Origin of the sequence: Pseudomonas sp. FIP_A4 (assembly GCF_036701605.1) — a bacterium.
Taxonomy (GTDB): domain Bacteria; phylum Pseudomonadota; class Gammaproteobacteria; order Pseudomonadales; family Pseudomonadaceae; genus Stutzerimonas; species Stutzerimonas phenolilytica.
Genome location: NZ_JAYDXP010000126.1, coordinates 199,867 through 214,718, shown reverse-complemented (window position 1 = coordinate 214,718; position 14,852 = coordinate 199,867). Strand labels below are relative to the sequence as shown.

General features: G+C 66.6%; 13 protein-coding genes. 6 read left to right on the top strand and 7 right to left on the bottom strand.

Annotated features, from left to right (window positions below; all coding sequences use genetic code 11):
• Nucleotides 1–44: 44 nt before the first annotated feature.
• The 3 genes from U8L64_RS14190 to U8L64_RS14180 all read right to left on the bottom strand — a co-directional run bounded on the left by U8L64_RS14190 (nucleotide 45) and on the right by U8L64_RS14180 (nucleotide 1,586).
• Nucleotides 45–839, bottom strand: a complete 795-nt coding sequence (locus U8L64_RS14190) for a thiazole synthase (RefSeq protein WP_043299496.1) — start codon at nucleotides 837–839, stop codon at nucleotides 45–47.
• Between the two features lie 82 nt (nucleotides 840–921).
• Entirely contained in the window at nucleotides 922–1,122 is a 201-nt protein-coding gene (gene thiS / locus U8L64_RS14185) for a sulfur carrier protein ThiS (protein ID WP_043299495.1), read from the bottom strand.
• An 80-nt stretch (nucleotides 1,123–1,202) separates the two neighbouring features.
• Entirely contained in the window at nucleotides 1,203–1,586 is a 384-nt protein-coding gene (locus U8L64_RS14180) for a DUF423 domain-containing protein (protein WP_043299494.1), read from the bottom strand.
• A 70-nt stretch (nucleotides 1,587–1,656) separates the two neighbouring features.
• Here U8L64_RS14180 and mtgA point away from each other — a divergent pair, with 70 nt between their 5' ends.
• The 3 genes from mtgA (at nucleotide 1,657) to U8L64_RS14165 (ending at nucleotide 7,145) form a co-directional block, all read left to right on the top strand.
• Nucleotides 1,657–2,361, top strand: a complete 705-nt coding sequence (gene mtgA, locus U8L64_RS14175) for a monofunctional biosynthetic peptidoglycan transglycosylase (RefSeq protein WP_102829103.1) — start codon at nucleotides 1,657–1,659, stop codon at nucleotides 2,359–2,361.
• A 149-nt stretch (nucleotides 2,362–2,510) separates the two neighbouring features.
• Complete coding sequence (gene dibA, locus U8L64_RS14170) at nucleotides 2,511–4,451, top strand: phosphodiesterase DibA (RefSeq protein WP_333398108.1); 1,941 nt, start codon at nucleotides 2,511–2,513, stop codon at nucleotides 4,449–4,451.
• 138 nt (nucleotides 4,452–4,589) lie between these two features.
• Nucleotides 4,590–7,145 (top strand): hybrid sensor histidine kinase/response regulator, encoded by a 2,556-nt coding sequence (locus U8L64_RS14165; protein ID WP_333398107.1) that lies wholly within the window; start codon nucleotides 4,590–4,592, stop codon nucleotides 7,143–7,145.
• Between the two features lie 85 nt (nucleotides 7,146–7,230).
• Here the strand turns inward: U8L64_RS14165 and rpoH are convergent, their stop codons facing one another.
• From rpoH to ftsY, 4 genes are all read right to left on the bottom strand, one after another.
• A complete protein-coding gene (gene rpoH, locus U8L64_RS14160; protein ID WP_008568531.1) occupies nucleotides 7,231–8,085 on the bottom strand; it encodes an RNA polymerase sigma factor RpoH in 855 nt (284 codons plus the stop codon).
• 111 nt (nucleotides 8,086–8,196) lie between these two features.
• Nucleotides 8,197–9,213 carry a permease-like cell division protein FtsX gene (gene ftsX / locus U8L64_RS14155; RefSeq protein ID WP_054094357.1) on the bottom strand — a complete coding sequence of 339 codons (1,017 nt, stop codon included), beginning with the start codon at nucleotides 9,211–9,213 and terminating at the stop codon, nucleotides 8,197–8,199.
• Nucleotides 9,213–9,881 carry a cell division ATP-binding protein FtsE gene (gene ftsE / locus U8L64_RS14150; RefSeq protein WP_008568533.1) on the bottom strand — a complete coding sequence of 223 codons (669 nt, stop codon included), beginning with the start codon at nucleotides 9,879–9,881 and terminating at the stop codon, nucleotides 9,213–9,215. The genes ftsX and ftsE overlap by 1 nt, the downstream gene beginning before the upstream one ends.
• The gene (ftsY, locus tag U8L64_RS14145) at nucleotides 9,878–11,176 is read right to left on the bottom strand and encodes a signal recognition particle-docking protein FtsY (RefSeq protein WP_054094356.1); all 1,299 of its coding nucleotides are present in this window, start codon (nucleotides 11,174–11,176) and stop codon (nucleotides 9,878–9,880) included. The genes ftsE and ftsY overlap by 4 nt, the downstream gene beginning before the upstream one ends.
• Before the next feature lie 211 nt (nucleotides 11,177–11,387).
• Here ftsY and U8L64_RS14140 point away from each other — a divergent pair, with 211 nt between their 5' ends.
• The 3 genes from U8L64_RS14140 to rsmD are packed head-to-tail and all read left to right on the top strand — an operon-like array spanning nucleotide 11,388 to nucleotide 14,837.
• On the top strand, nucleotides 11,388–12,740 hold the full coding sequence (locus U8L64_RS14140; RefSeq protein ID WP_054094355.1) for a M16 family metallopeptidase: 1,353 nt from the start codon (nucleotides 11,388–11,390) through the stop codon (nucleotides 12,738–12,740).
• Nucleotides 12,733–14,244 (top strand): M16 family metallopeptidase, encoded by a 1,512-nt coding sequence (locus U8L64_RS14135; protein ID WP_054094354.1) that lies wholly within the window; start codon nucleotides 12,733–12,735, stop codon nucleotides 14,242–14,244. Before U8L64_RS14140 ends, U8L64_RS14135 begins: the two co-directional genes overlap by 8 nt.
• Nucleotides 14,244–14,837 (top strand): 16S rRNA (guanine(966)-N(2))-methyltransferase RsmD, encoded by a 594-nt coding sequence (gene rsmD, locus U8L64_RS14130; protein WP_333398106.1) that lies wholly within the window; start codon nucleotides 14,244–14,246, stop codon nucleotides 14,835–14,837. The genes U8L64_RS14135 and rsmD overlap by 1 nt, the downstream gene beginning before the upstream one ends.
• The last annotated feature ends 15 nt before the right edge of the window (nucleotides 14,838–14,852 follow it).

Below are 14,852 nucleotides of genomic sequence, written 5' to 3'. Positions count from 1 at the left end.
AAAAGCCGGCCCCGACTCGACATCGGGACCGGCCACGAGAGGAATCAGCGGATCAGTCCTTCCAGAGGCGACGAAGCGCTGGCGTAAAGCTTCTTCGGCATGCGTCCGGCGAGATAGGCCAGACGCCCAGCCTCGATGGCGTATTTCATCGCCTCGGCCATCAGCACCGGGTGCTGCGCATGGGCGATGGCGCTGTTCATCAACACCGCCTCGCAACCCAACTCCATGGCGATGGTGGCGTCGGACGCGGTACCCACGCCGGCATCCACCAGCACCGGTACGGTGGCCTCCTCGAGGATGATGCGCAGGTTGTACGGGTTGCAGATGCCCAGGCCGGTGCCGATCAGGCCGGCCAGCGGCATCACCGCGATGCAGCCCATCTCCGCCAGCTGGCGGGCGATGATCGGGTCGTCGCTGGTGTAGACCATCACGTCGAAGCCGTCCTTGACCAGGACTTCGGCGGCCTTGAGGGTTTCGATCACGTTGGGGAACAGGGTTTTCTGGTCGGCCAGCACTTCCAGCTTGACCAGTTTGTGGCCGTCGAGCAGCTCACGCGCCAGGCGACAGGTGCGCACCGCATCCTCGGCGGTGTAGCAGCCGGCGGTGTTCGGCAGGATGGTGTAGCGCTCGGGGCTGATCACGTCGAGCAGGTTCGGCTCGCCGGGGTTCTGGCCGATGTTGGTACGGCGCACGGCGACGGTGACGATCTCGGCGCCGGAGGCCTCGATGGCGTCGCGCGTCTCGTCGAGGTCCTTGTATTTGCCGGTGCCTACCAGCAGCCGTGATTGATAGGTGCGGCCAGCCAGGATGAAGGGCTTGTCGTTCGGAACTGCGCGCATGGGTAATCCTCGTTCGGAGGTTGAACAGCACAACGACCGCCGTCACGGCAGCGGACGCTTCGAAACTGGGTGGCCGGGAGCCCTAGCCGCCGCCGATGGCGTGCACCACCTCGACGTGATCGCCCTCCTTGAGCGCCGTCGTGGCATGCGCGCTGCGTGGCACGATGTCGCGATTGAGTTCGACCGCCAGGCGCCGCCCGCTCAGTTCCAGGCGCACGAGCAGATCGGCGACCGTCTGGCCGGCGGGCAGCTGGTAGGGTTCGCCATTCAACTGGATCAGCATGTGGGTTGGCCGCCGTTGCAAAAGGGGGTCGGCATTCTAGCCCGAACCACCCGGCACACCAAGGCGCTGGCGGCAGCCGTTCATCCCACCCGGCGCTGCAGGCGCCAGCCGGCCAGCCCCAGGCACAGCCAGCCGGCGAGGAAGGCGGTACCGCCCAGCGGCGTGACGATACCGAGCTTGCCGATGCCGGTCAGAGTCAGCAGGTAGAGGCTGCCGCTGAACAGCACGACACCGATGGCGAACAACGCCCCGGCCGCACGCAGCAGCCGGCCCGGCGCGTGCAGGCTCAGCAACGCGACACCGAACAATGCCAGGGCATGGATCAGCTGGTACAGCACGGCAGTCTGGAAGATGGCCAGGTACTCGGCGCTCAGGCTGGCTTTCAGGCCATGCGCGGCGAAGGCGCCGAGCGCAACGCCGGTGAGGCCGAAGCCGGCGGCGAGCGGCAGGTATGCACGAATCATCGGGTCGTCCGGGTGGTGGCTGCGTAACGGCCGCTATAATGCCGGCTCTTTTTGCCTGCGACCACGCCACATGCTCCGCTTCCTGCTGCGCCGCTTGATCAAGTTGCTGCTCTGGACCGCCGCCCTGTCGGCCGCGCTGGTCCTGCTGCTGCGCTGGGTGCCGCCGCCGTTCACCGCGCTGATGGTCGAGCGCAAGATCGAATCCTGGATCGACGGCAAGCCCATCGACCTGCAGCGAGAATGGCGACCGTGGCAGGAGCTGCCGGACGATCTGAAGATGGCGGTGATCGCCGCCGAGGACCAGAAGTTCGCCGAGCACTGGGGGTTCGATGTCGCCGCGATCCGCGCGGCCTTCAGCCACAACGCCAGCGGCGGTTCGCTGCGCGGCGCCTCCACGCTGAGCCAGCAGGTGGCCAAGAACCTGTTCCTGTGGTCCGGTCGCAGCTGGCTGCGCAAGGGCGTCGAAGCCTGGTTTACAGCACTGATCGAACTGCTGTGGCCGAAGCAGCGCATCCTTGAGGTCTACCTCAACAGCGTCGAATGGGGCACGGGCATCTTCGGAGCGCAAGCGGCCGCACGGCAGCACTTCGGTGTGGGTGCGCCGTACCTGTCGACCCGCCAGGCCTGCCTGCTCGCCGCGGTGCTGCCCAACCCGCGCGAGTGGAGCGCCGGCCGCCCCAGCGCCTACGTGAGCAATCGAGCGAACTGGATCCGCCGGCAGATGCGTCAGTTGGGCGGCAGCCATTATCTGCAGCGCCTGGAAGTCGAGCGCTGAGCGACCGCCGGCACTGCGACCGGCGTGACATCCGCGGCTCGACCGACGTCTAGCAGTACGGCGATCATCGTCGACCGCACCGCAACCCCTGGCACCACAGCGCACTGTGGCTTTCTTCGAGCAGTACCTCTACGGATCCGAAGCAGGACATGAATACGCCTCTCCTCCGGCTGTGCCTGGGTTACTTCCTGCTGGCCATGACTTGGGTGCTGATCAGCGATCCGCTGCTGCTGGCCCTCACCGATGGCCGCCAGGCCGGCTGGCATAGCCTCAAGGGCGGGCTGTTCGTACTGGTCACCAGCACGCTGCTGTATCTGCTCGGGCGCCAGCATATCCGTCGGGCCGCCGCGCAACAGCAGACCCAGCGCCAACAGGAAACCAGCCTGCGACAGGCCGCCGCGGTGTTCGACAGCACCCAGGAAGGCGTGTTGGTGACCGATCCCGAACAGCGCATCGTGCACGTCAATCCGGCGTTCAGCCGCATCACCGGCTACGCCATCGACGAAGTGCTCGGCCAGACCCCCAAGTTGTTCGCGTCCGGCCAGCATGACCGGCACTTCTATCGCGACATGTGGCGTTCCCTGCGCAGCACCGGCGCCTGGAGCGGCGAGATCTGGAATCGTCGCAAGAGCGGCGAGGTATACCCGCAGTGGCAGAACCTGCGCGCCATCCACGACGAGCACGGGCAACTCAGCCATTACGTCGCGGTATTTTCCGACCTCACCGCACTCAAACGCTCGCGCGAGGAGCTGGAGCAGCTGGCGCACTACGATCCGCTGGTGCAGCTGCCCAACCGCCTGCTGTTCAGCGAGCGCGCCAAACAGGACATCGAGCGCGCCCGTGCGCACAAGCGTGGCGGGGCGATGCTGCTGATCGACCTTGACCACTTCAAGGACATCAACGAGAGCCTCGGCCCCAGTCTCGGCGACGCGCTGTTGCAAGCCGTCGCGCGCCGGCTTGGGGAGCTGGTACGCGAGGGCATGACTCTCGCCCGCCTGGGCGGCGACGAGTTCGCCCTGCTCTGTGAGAACTGCGGTGCCGACCAGGCCGCGTCACTCGCGCTACGCATCCTCGGTGTGCTGAACCAGCCCTTTCGCCTCGGCGAGGTCGAGCTGTTCAGCAGTGCCAGCATCGGCATCGTGCTGTATCCCTCGCCGACCAACGTGCAGAACGTCGAGCAGCTGATGCGCAACGCCGATTCCGCGCTGTTCAAGGCCAAGCACGACGGCCGCGGCAGTTATGCCTTTTACTCCGAGGAGCTGACCCGTCAGGCCCGCCAGCGCGTCGAACTGATCACCGCCTTGCGCCAGGCGCTGGAGCAGCATCAGCTGCAAGTGCACTATCAGGCGATCTACGACCTCACCGACGGCACGATCGTCGGCTTCGAGGCGCTGGTGCGCTGGACGCATCCGCAGCAGGGGCCGATCTCGCCAGCCGTTTTCATCCCCCTCGCCGAGGACAGCGGGCTGATCGGCGCCATCGATCACTGGGTGATGACCCAAGCCTGCGGGCAGATGCGGGACTGGCTGAACGCCGGCCGGGCGCTGCACTTCATGGCGGTCAACGTCTCCAGCCGCATGTTCAGTTACGGCGAACTCGATGCGCAGGTCGCCGGCATCCTCGGCGAAACCGGCCTGGCGGCCCAGTATCTGGAGTTGGAAATCACCGAAAGCGCGATGATGCAGGACCCGGACGCCGCCAGCGAGCAGCTGCGCCGGCTGCGCGAACTCGGCGTGCGCCTGGCGATCGACGATTTCGGCACCGGCTATTCGTCGCTGCTGCGCCTCAAGCGCATGAACGTGCACAAGCTCAAGCTCGATCAGGGCTTCGTCCGCGGCCTGCCGCAAAGCCTGGAAGACGCGGCGATCACCCGCTCGGTCATCAGCCTGGCGCACAACCTCGGGCTGCGGGTCGTCGCCGAGGGCATCGAACAGGCTCACCAGGCGGCCTTCCTGCTGGAGCACGGCTGCGACTACGGCCAGGGCTATGGCTTCGCCCGCCCGCGTGCCGCGCAGGAGATCGACTGGCAGATTGCCGACATGGAGTATGGCCAGTCGCAAAGCGCCGCCGGGCGCCATATGTCAGTCTGACATCATTCATGGGTAGGCTTTCTCGCGCCGGTGCACTACCCTGCGCCGAGGGCATGGCTGCGTAAGGCTGAGCCGAAACGCCCGTGCAACCGTTGAATTCGTCTCCATTCGCGTCTGGTGGCGCCTTGCAGTCAATTTATGGGCGATCCCGCAATCGACAATGAGTCCTTGACCGGCTGGCGCCAGCTGATCGGCTGGCGCAACGGCATTGCCTGGCTGGTCCTGCTGTTCACGCTGCTGGTGCAGCTGGTGGTGTTCCAGCACCTGCGCAGCAACGAGGAGCAGGCGGCCAACCAGCAGTTCGACCTGCTGAGCGAAAAGGTCATCGAAGCCATCCAGCGTCGCCTGCACAACCACGAGCAGATCCTGCTCGGCGGCGCCGGCCTGTTTGATGCCAGCGGCCTGGTCAGCCGCGAGCAGTGGCACACCTATACGCAACGCCTGCGACTCGACGAGCGTTACCCGGGCATCCAGGGCGTCGGTTTCACCCAGGTGATCACGCCCGCCGAGCGCGCGGCGCACGAGGCGGCGATACGTGCCGAAGGCTTTCCCGACTACGCCATTCGCCCCGAGGGTCAGCGCCCGCTGTATACCTCGATCATCTACCTGGAGCCGTTCGATGCGCGCAACCGCGCAGCCTTCGGCTATGACATGTACTCCGAACCGGCGCGCCACCAGGCTATGTTGCGGGCGGCGCGGGAGGGGCGCACCAGCATCACCGGCAAGGTCACCCTGATGCAGGAGATCGATGGCGATGTGCAGGCCGGTGTCCTGCTCTACGTGCCGGTGTACCGTCCGGGGCTACTGCTGGACACCGCCGAGCAGCGCATGACGGCGCTGCGTGGCTTCGTCTACAGCCCTTATCGATTGGGCGACCTGATGCAGGGCATTCTCGGCGATGTCGACCTGCCGCTGGATCTGAGCATTTATGCCAGCGACCGCGAACAAGCCGAGCATCTGCTGTTCACCACCCACCAGGCGCCCGAGAATGCCCGCCAGCCCGCCTACAGCCGCCTGCAACAGTTGCAGCTGTACGGCCAGACCTGGACGCTGCGCCTGAACAGTCTGCCGGAGTTCGAGGCGCGCTTTCACGCCAACGACGCGCTGGTGGTCGGCCTGGGACTGGGTCTGAGCCTGCTGCTGTTCTTCCTCACCGCCTCGCTGGCGCTGCGCCACCAGCGCGCCCAGGCGCTCGCCGAACAGATGACCCGGCACATCCGCCGCAACAAGCAGGCCCTGCGGCTGAGCGAGGAGCGTCTCTCGCTCGCGCTCAAGGGCAGCAATGACGGCCTCTGGGACCTCGACCTCGAAGCCGGCACGCTCTACGCCTCGCCGCGCGCCTGGGAGATGCTCGGTTATCGCCCCGGCGAGCTGCCTTCCGATCTCAAGCTGTGGGAACGGGTGATGGTCGCCGAAGACCTCGCGCGCGAACGTGCCCGCCTGGCCCGGACGATGCTGTCCAACGTCGACCACTTCACCACCGAGCTGCGTCTGCAGCACAAGCACGGCGAGGTGGTGCCGGTCCTGCTGCGCGGTTACATCCAGCGCGACACGAACGGCCAGGCGCAACGCCTCAGCGGCACCCTGATGGACCTGACCGAGCGCAAGCGCATCGAGCAGATGAAGAACGAGTTCGTCTCCACCGTCAGCCATGAACTGCGCACGCCGCTGACCTCGATCAGTGGCGCGCTCGGGCTGATCACCGGCGGCGCGCTGGGCGAAGCTCCGCCGGCGATGCAGCAGATGCTCGAGATCGCCTACCGCAACAGCCAGCGCCTCGGTCACCTGATCAACGACCTGCTCGACATGGAGAAGATGGCCGCCGGCAAGATGACCTTCGACCTGCGCGAACACGACCTGGCGCGCCTGCTGGAAGATGCCGTGGCGAGCAACCGGGGCTTCGCCGAGCAACACGGCGTGCGCTGCGTGCTCGAAGCGCCGCCGCGGGTCAACGTCTGGGTCGACGGCCTGCGCCTGCAACAGGTGCTGACTAACTTCCTCTCCAATGCCATCAAGTTCACCCCCGAGCACGGCGAAGTGCGCGTACACGCCATCATGCGCGACAACCAGGTGCGCGTCTGCGTCAGTGACCAGGGTCCCGGCATCCCGCAGGCGTTCCGTCAGCAGGTGTTCGAGAAGTTCGCCCAGGCCGATGCCTCCGACAGCCGCAAGGTCGCCGGGACCGGCCTGGGTCTGGCGATCAGCAAGGAATTGATCGAGCGCATGGGCGGCAGCGTCGGCTTTGAGTGCGTGGACGGCCAGGGCACCACGTTCTGGTGCCAGCTGCCGGTGCAGACCCAACTGTACGGCGACAGCAGCGACGATGACGGACGCCCGCGCCTGCTGGTGGTCGAGGACGAACCGGACACCGGTCGCCTGCTGCACCTGATGCTACGCGAAGGCGGCTATGCGGTGGATCGCGTGCAGAGCCTGTACCAGGCACGCGAGCGGCTGGCCGCCGGCGGCTATCAGGCGATGACCCTGGACCTGCATCTGCCCGATGGCAGCGGCCGCCAGCTGATCGAGGAGATCCGTCGCGATCCGGCGCTGCGCGGCCTGCCGGTAATCGTCATTTCCGCCGCCAACCGGCTCGACCCCGGCATTGACGACGAACACACCGTCTGGCTGCACAAGCCGATCACCAGCGCGCAGTTACTGACCGCCGTTCAGCGCGCACTCGCACCGTCGCGCTGAGCGGTGCGAACCGAGCGCCCATGAAAAACGCGGGAGGGTCGTCAGACCACTCCCGCGTTCAACAGAACCTTCGCCGCGTCGTGCGTCAGGCCTGGATCGAGCCTTTGAGCTTGTTCATCGCATTCTTTTCCAGCTGGCGAATGCGCTCCGCGGAGACGTTGTACTTGGCGGCCAGATCATGCAGCGTCGCCTTGTCTTCGCTCAGCCAGCGCTGCTGGAGAATGTCGCGGCTGCGTTCGTCGAGGCCTTCCAGCGCTTCGTGCAGACTGGAAGTGGAACTGTCGCTCCAGTCGGCATCTTCCAGCTGGCGGGCCGGGTCGTAGCGGTGGTCTTCCAGATAATGCGCCGGCGACTGGAATGCACTGTCGTCGTCAGCATCGGCAGCCGGATCGAACGCCATGTCGTGGCCGGTCAGACGACTTTCCATCTCGCGGACCTCGTGCGGCTCGACGCCGAGGCTGTCCGCCACACGGTTGACTTCCTCGTTGTTCAGCCAGGCCAGACGCTTCTTCTGGCTGCGCAGGTTGAAGAACAGCTTGCGCTGCGCCTTGGTCGTGGCGACCTTGACGATGCGCCAGTTGCGCAGGATGAACTCGTGGATTTCCGCCTTGATCCAGTGCACGGCGAAGGACACCAGGCGCACGCCCATTTCCGGGTTGAAGCGCTTGACCGCCTTCATCAGGCCGACGTTGCCTTCCTGGATCAGGTCGGCCTGGGCCAGGCCGTAGCCGGAATAGCTGCGGGCGATGTGCACGACGAAGCGCAGATGCGCCAGAACCATCTGCCGCGCGGCCTCGAGGTCCTGCTGGTAGAACAGCCGCTCAGCCAGTTCGCGCTCCTGCTCGACGGTAAGCAGCGGCAGGCTGTTTACGGTGTGCACGTAGGCCTCGAGATTGGCTCCCGGGACCAGCGCGTGAACAGGTTGCAGAGTCGTGGTCATGCAGTTCCTCCGATAGTGAAGCTGCAGCAGTTTAGCATTGCCGCATGAGACTTCAAGCACACCGAAAAGTTCACTTACGTTACCGATAAGCGCTTATATATCAACGAGTTATCAGCGCGGAGCCAATTCGCTCAAATGCCTCGCCACCGCCAGCCAGGCCCCGATATAGCCCAGCAGCACGGCACCGATCACCAGCGACAGGGCGTCGCCCGAAGGCACTCCGGACAGGCCGAAATCGCTGCCGTAGAGCCCCGCCAGCCGCGTGACCGCCTCGTTCAGCCAGCCCAGGCCGTAGGCCAGCAGCAGCCAGGCGATGAGGCCGGCGCCCAGACCGTAGAGCGCGCCCATGTAGAGGAACGGGCGGCGCACGTAGCCGTCCGTGCCGCCAACCAGCTTGACCACCTCGATCTCGGTGCGACGGTTCTCGATATGCAGGCGGATGGTGTTGCCGATCACCAGCAGCAGCGTCGCGATCAGCAGCAGGCTGAGACCGAAAACGAAACGATCGCCGAGTTTGAGGATTGCCGTCAGCCGCTCCACCCACAGCAGGTCGAGCTGCGCCTGCTCGACGCCAGGCAGTGCCGCGAGCCGCGTACGCAGGGCTTCGAGCTTGTCCTTGTCGACTTCCTCGGGCGTGACCACCACCACGCCGGGCAGCGGGTTTTCCGGTAGTTCCTTGAGTGCCTCGCCGAGCCCGGACAGTTGCTGGAATTCCTCCAGCGCCGCCTCGCGGCTGATCCACGTCGCCTCGGCGACATCGGGTAGCGCCGCCACCTCGTCGCGTAGCTTCTCGCCGCGTGCCGCGTCGACATCCAGCTCAAGAAACAGCGAGATCTGCGCCGCGCGCTGCCAGGACCCACCTAGCCGTTCGACGTTGTCCAGCAGCAGCGCCAGCCCCATCGGCAGGCTTAGCGCCACCGCCATTACCAGACAGGTGAAGAAACTGCCGATCGGCTGCTTGAACAAGCGGCTGACGCTGTCCACCAGACTGGCGCGATGGCTTTCCAGCCAGGCATGCAGCAGCGTCTGGAAATCCGGCTCGTCGCTCCTGTGCTCGGCTTTCTTCACCGAACCGCCGACGCGCTCGGCCGCGCTGGTATTGGATTTGGCTTTGCGTTCGTCGCTCATCAGCTGGCCTCCCCGTCGCCGATCAGGCGACCACGCTGCAGCGTCAGCATGCGATGGCGCATGCGCGCGATCAGCGCCAGATCGTGACTGGCGATCAATACCGTGGTGCCGAGGCGGTTGATGTCCTCGAACACGCCCATGATCTCGGCCGCCAGTCGCGGGTCGAGGTTGCCGGTGGGTTCATCGGCCAGCAGCAGCGCCGGTCGGTGCACCACCGCGCGGGCGATGCCGACCCGCTGTTGCTGTCCGGTGGACAGGTCCGCCGGATACTGCAGCGCCTTGTCCTTGAGACTGACGCGCTCCAGCGCGGTCATCACCCGCTGACCGATCTCGCGCTTGTTCAGCCCGAGGATCTGCAGCGGCAGCGCGACGTTGTCGAATACCGTGCGATCGAACAGCAGCTGGTGGTTCTGGAACACCACGCCGATCTGCCGGCGCAGGAACGGAATCTGCGCCGTGGTGATACGCGACAAGTCCTGTCCGGCTAGCAGCAGCTTGCCGCTGGTCGGCCGTTCCATCGCCAGCAGCAGGCGCAGCAGCGTGCTCTTGCCGGCGCCGGAATGGCCGGTGACGAAGAGAAACTCGCCGCGCTGCACGTGGAAGGACAGCTCGTGCAGCCCGACGTGGCCGTTGGGGTAGCGTTTGCCGACCTGCTCGAAACGGATCATTTGCCGTCCTGCTGGCCGAACAGCGCCCGCACGAAGGCATCCGCCTCGAAGGTGCGCAGATCATCGATACCCTCGCCAACGCCGATGTAGCGGATGGGCGTGCCGAACTGCTTGGCCAGGGCGAAAATGACTCCGCCCTTGGCGGTGCCGTCAAGCTTGGTCAGCGCCAGCCCGGTGAGCTCAACCGCCTGGTTGAACTGGCGGGTCTGATTGATCGCGTTCTGCCCGGTGCCGGCGTCGAGTACCAGCAGCACCTCGTGCGGCGCCGTCTCGTCGAGCTTGCCGATCACCCGACGGACCTTCTTCAGCTCCTCCATCAGGTTGTCCTTGGTGTGCAGGCGGCCGGCGGTGTCGGCGATCAGCACGTCGATGCCGCGCGCCTTGGCGGCCTGCACCGCATCGAAGATCACCGAGGCCGAGTCGGCGCCGGTGTGCTGGGCGATCACCGCGATGTTGTTGCGCTCGCCCCACACCTGCAGCTGCTCGACGGCAGCGGCGCGGAAGGTGTCACCGGCGGCAAGCATGACCTTCTTGCCCTCCTGTTGCAGCTTGCGCGCCAGCTTGCCGATGGTGGTGGTCTTGCCGACGCCGTTCACGCCGACCACGAGAATCACGTAGGGCCGCGCCTGGCTATCGATGATCAGCGGCTGCTCGACCGGTTGCAGCAGGCTCGCCAGCTCTTCCTGCAGCGCCTTGTAAAGCGCGCCGCTGTCGGCCAGTTCCTTGCGCGACACGCGCCGGGTGAGGTTCTGCATGATCACGCCAGTGGCCTCGACGCCGACATCGGCGGTCAGCAGGCGGGTTTCCAGCTCTTCCAGCAGGTCGTCGTCGATGGCCTTCTTGCCGAGGAACAGGCTGGCCATGCCCTCGCCGATGCTGGCGCTGGTCTTCGACAGGCCCTGGCGCAGGCGGGCGAAGAAGCCCAGCTTGGCCGGAGCCTCGGGCGCCAGCGCGGCAGCGACCGGTTGCGGTTCGGGCTGCACTTCGAGCGCAGGCTCGGGTTCTGGTTCGGCCTCTGGCTCGGGTTCTGGGGGAACGGGCTCTGCGAGAACGGGTACTGCGGACGCAATGGGCTGCTCCGGCTCGGCAGTGCGCTCAGACTGTACGGCGAGTGCCTCGGCCGTCTCGGCCGCCTGGATATCCGCGTATTCGGCCAGTGGCTGGCTGTCTTCCGGCGGCTCGCTGGCCGGCGGTTCGGCGGCCGGCGCCTGCGGCTTCTTGCGCAGCCAGCCGAACAGGCCCTTCTTCTCGCCGGGCTCGGCCGGCGTCTTCTTGTCGTCGTTTGAACCAAACATGGAGAAGATATTCTCAAGGATGCGAAACGCCGGCAGCCACGCCGCCGGCTGGACGGGCGCTATCCTAGCACCTCCCCGCCGGGGTGCGCTAAGCACGGCCACAGGCCCCACGGCACTGCGCGCTTTGCCTGTTCCGCCCTCGCCAGTACCATGTTCGGCGCTTTGCCCGCCCTGCCGGCCGCTTCGGCGCCATTGACCCGGGAAACCTGCTATGCACCTGACGTTACGCCGCGCTGCGGCCCTGTTGCTCGGCGCGCTGTATCTGCCGCTGGTCGCCGCGACCGACAGCCAGCCGACCCACGAATTCTTCCTCGACAACGGCCTCAAGGTCATCGTGCGCGAGGACCATCGCGCGCCGGTGGTGGTCTCCCAGCTCTGGTACAAGGTCGGCTCCAGCTACGAGACACCCGGCCAGACCGGCCTTTCGCACGCGCTCGAACACATGATGTTCAAGGGCAGCCGCAAGCTCGGTCCCGGCGAAGCCTCACGCATCCTGCGCGAGCTGGGTGCCGAGGAAAACGCCTTCACCAGCGACGACTACACCGCCTATTACCAAGTGCTGGCGCGTGATCGCCTGGCAGTGGCCTTCGAGCTGGAAGCCGATCGCCTGGCCAGCCTCAAGCTGCCGGTCGAGGAGTTCACCCGCGAAATCGAGGTGATCAAGGAAGAGCGTCGCCTGCGCACCGACGACAAGCCCAATGCACTGGCCTTCGAGCGCTTCAAGACCGTCGCCTACCCGGCCAGCGGCTACCGCAACCCGACCATCGGCTGGATGGCCGATCTCGAACGCATGCAGGCCGACGAGCTGCGCGCCTGGTACGAGCAGTGGTACGCGCCGAACAACGCCACCCTGGTGGTGGTCGGCGACGTGACCCAGGACGAGGTACGCGGCCTGGCCGAGCGCTACTTCGGCCCGATCGCCAAGCGTCCGCTGCCGTCGGCCAAGGCGCCGCTGGAGCTGGACCAACCCGGCGAGCGGCGCCTGCAGCTGCACGTCAACACGCAGCTGCCGAGCCTGCTGATGGCGTTCAACGTGCCGAGCTTGTCGACCGAGGCGGACGCGCGCCAGATCCACGCCCTGCGCCTGATCGCCGCGCTGCTCGACGGCGGCTACAGCGCGCGCCTGCCGGAACGCCTGGAGCGCGGCGAGGAGCTGGTGACCAGCGCCTCCGCCTGGTACAACGCCTACGCCCGCGGCGACAGCCTGTTCATGCTCTCGGCGGTGCCCAACGTGCAGAAAGGCCACAGCCTGGCCGATGTCGAAAGCCGCCTGTGGGCCGAGCTGGACCTGCTCAAGCAGAACGCGCCGAGCCGCGAGGAACTGGAGCGCGTACGTGCCCAGGTGATCGCCGGGCTGGTCTACGAACGCGACTCGATCACCCAGCAGGCCACCACCATCGGCCAGCTGGAAACCGTCGGCCTGTCCTGGCGACTGATGGACGACGAGCTGGCCGCGCTGGAAGCCGTCACCCCCGAGGACATCCAGCAGGCGGCGCGCACCTACTTCACCCCTACGCGCCTGAGCGTCGCCCACGTGCTGCCCGAGGAGAGCGCCGATGAATGACTCCCGCACCCTGCGCCGCGACCTGTCCGGCCTGCTGCTGGCCGCCTTCCTCACCCTGACCGGCTGCGATCAGGACGCTCCCGTCCCGCCACCCCAGGCGGCGCCGACGACGACCGAGGCCCGCCCGGCGGCGACCGACAGCGATGCACCGCGTCTGCAGTCGCTGGCCAGCCTCGACGGGCAGCCACTGGCGCGGCGCAAACTCGACATCCAGACCTGGCAGACCGCCGAAGGCGCCAAGGTGCTGTTCGTCGAGGCCCACGAGCTGCCGATGTTCGACCTGCGGCTGACCTTCGCCGCCGGCAGCAGCCAGGACGCTGGCACACCAGGGCTCGCCCTGCTGACCAACGCGATGCTCAACGAAGGCGTCGCCGGGAAGGATGTCACCGCCATTGCCCAGGGCTTCGAGGGGCTCGGCGCTGATTTCAGCAACGGCTCCTACCGCGACATGGCGGTGGCCAGCCTGCGCAGCCTGAGCGCTGCGGACAAGCGCACGGCAGCGCTCGAGCTGTTCAGCGAAGTGGTCGGCCGCCCGACCTTCCCGGAGGATTCGCTGCAGCGGATCAAGAACCAGCTGCTGGCCGGCTTCGAGTTCCAGAAGCAGAACCCCGGCAAACTGGCCAGCCTCGAACTGTTCGAGCAACTCTATGGCGAGCATCCTTACGCGCATTCCAGCGAAGGCACCGCCGAGTCGGTACCGGGCATCGGCGTGCAGCAGCTGCGCGAGTTCCATGCCCGTGCCTATGCCGCCGGCAATCTGGTGATCGCGCTGGTCGGCGATCTCGACCGTACCCAGGCCGAGGCCGTCGCCGCGCAGGTGTCCGCCGCGCTGCCGCAGGGCCCGGCATTGCCGGCGACCCCGGTGCCCGAGGCACCACCGGCCGGCAAGCACCACATCGAATACCCGTCCAACCAGACCCACCTGCTGCTGGCTCAGCTCGGCATCCCGCGCGGCCACCCGGACTATGCGGCGCTCTATCTGGGCAATCAGATCCTCGGCGGTGGCGGTTTCGGCACCCGGCTGATGGAAGAGGTGCGCGAGAAGCGCGGGCTGACCTACGGCATCTACTCAGGCTTCAGCCCGATGCGCGCCGCCGGACCGTTCATGATCAGCATGCAGACCCGCGCCGAACTGACCGACGGCTCATTGCAGCTGGTGCAGCAGCTGGTACGCGACTACCTTGCCGAAGGCCCGACCGAGGCCGAGCTGGAACGCAGCAAGCGCGAGATCGCCGGCAGCTTCCCGCTCTCGACGGCGAGCAACGCCGACATCGTCGGCCAGCTCGGCAGCATCGGCTTCTACGACCTGCCGCTGACCTATCTGGAAGATTTCATGGGTGAAATCCAGACGCTGACGGTCGAACAGGTCAAGGCGGCGATGAACAAGCACCTGCAGCCCGACGGTTTCGTCATCGTCACCGCCGGCCCCAGCGTCGAGCAGCAACCGCTGCCGCCGCCTACCGAACGACCTGTCGAACAGCCCAGCGCGGTTCCGGAGCATTGATGGCCAACCCACCGATTCGACCCAGCGCCCATGGCGGCCAGGGCCAGCTACGCATCATCGGCGGCGACTGGCGCTCGCGCCGCTTCAGCTTTCCCGATGCCGAAGGGCTGCGGCCAACGCCCGACCGCGTGCGCGAAACGCTGTTCAACTGGCTGATGCCGTACCTCTCCGGCGCGCGGGTGCTCGACCCGTTCGCCGGCAGCGGCGCACTCTATCTCGAGGCGTTGTCGCGCGGCGCCGGCATGGCGCTGGCGCTGGACCTCAACGCCAGCGCCATCGCCAGCCTGCGCAAGCACCTGGACACGCTCAACTGCGGCAACGGCCAGCTGCTGCAGAGCGATGCCCTGCGCTACCTGGAAACCCAGACGCCGACGCCGTTCGATCTGGTGTTCCTCGATCCGCCGTTCAACAAGAACCTGCTGCAACCGGCGTGCACGCTGCTCGAAGACAAGGGCTGGCTGACCGAGCGCGCCTGGATCTACACCGAAAGCGAAGCGCTGCCGTCGAGCCTGGGGCTGCCGGCCAACTGGCGCCTGCATCGCGAGAAGAAGGCCGGCAAGGTGTACTACGCGCTGTGGGAGCGCACGGCCTGAGCGGATCAGCTGCCG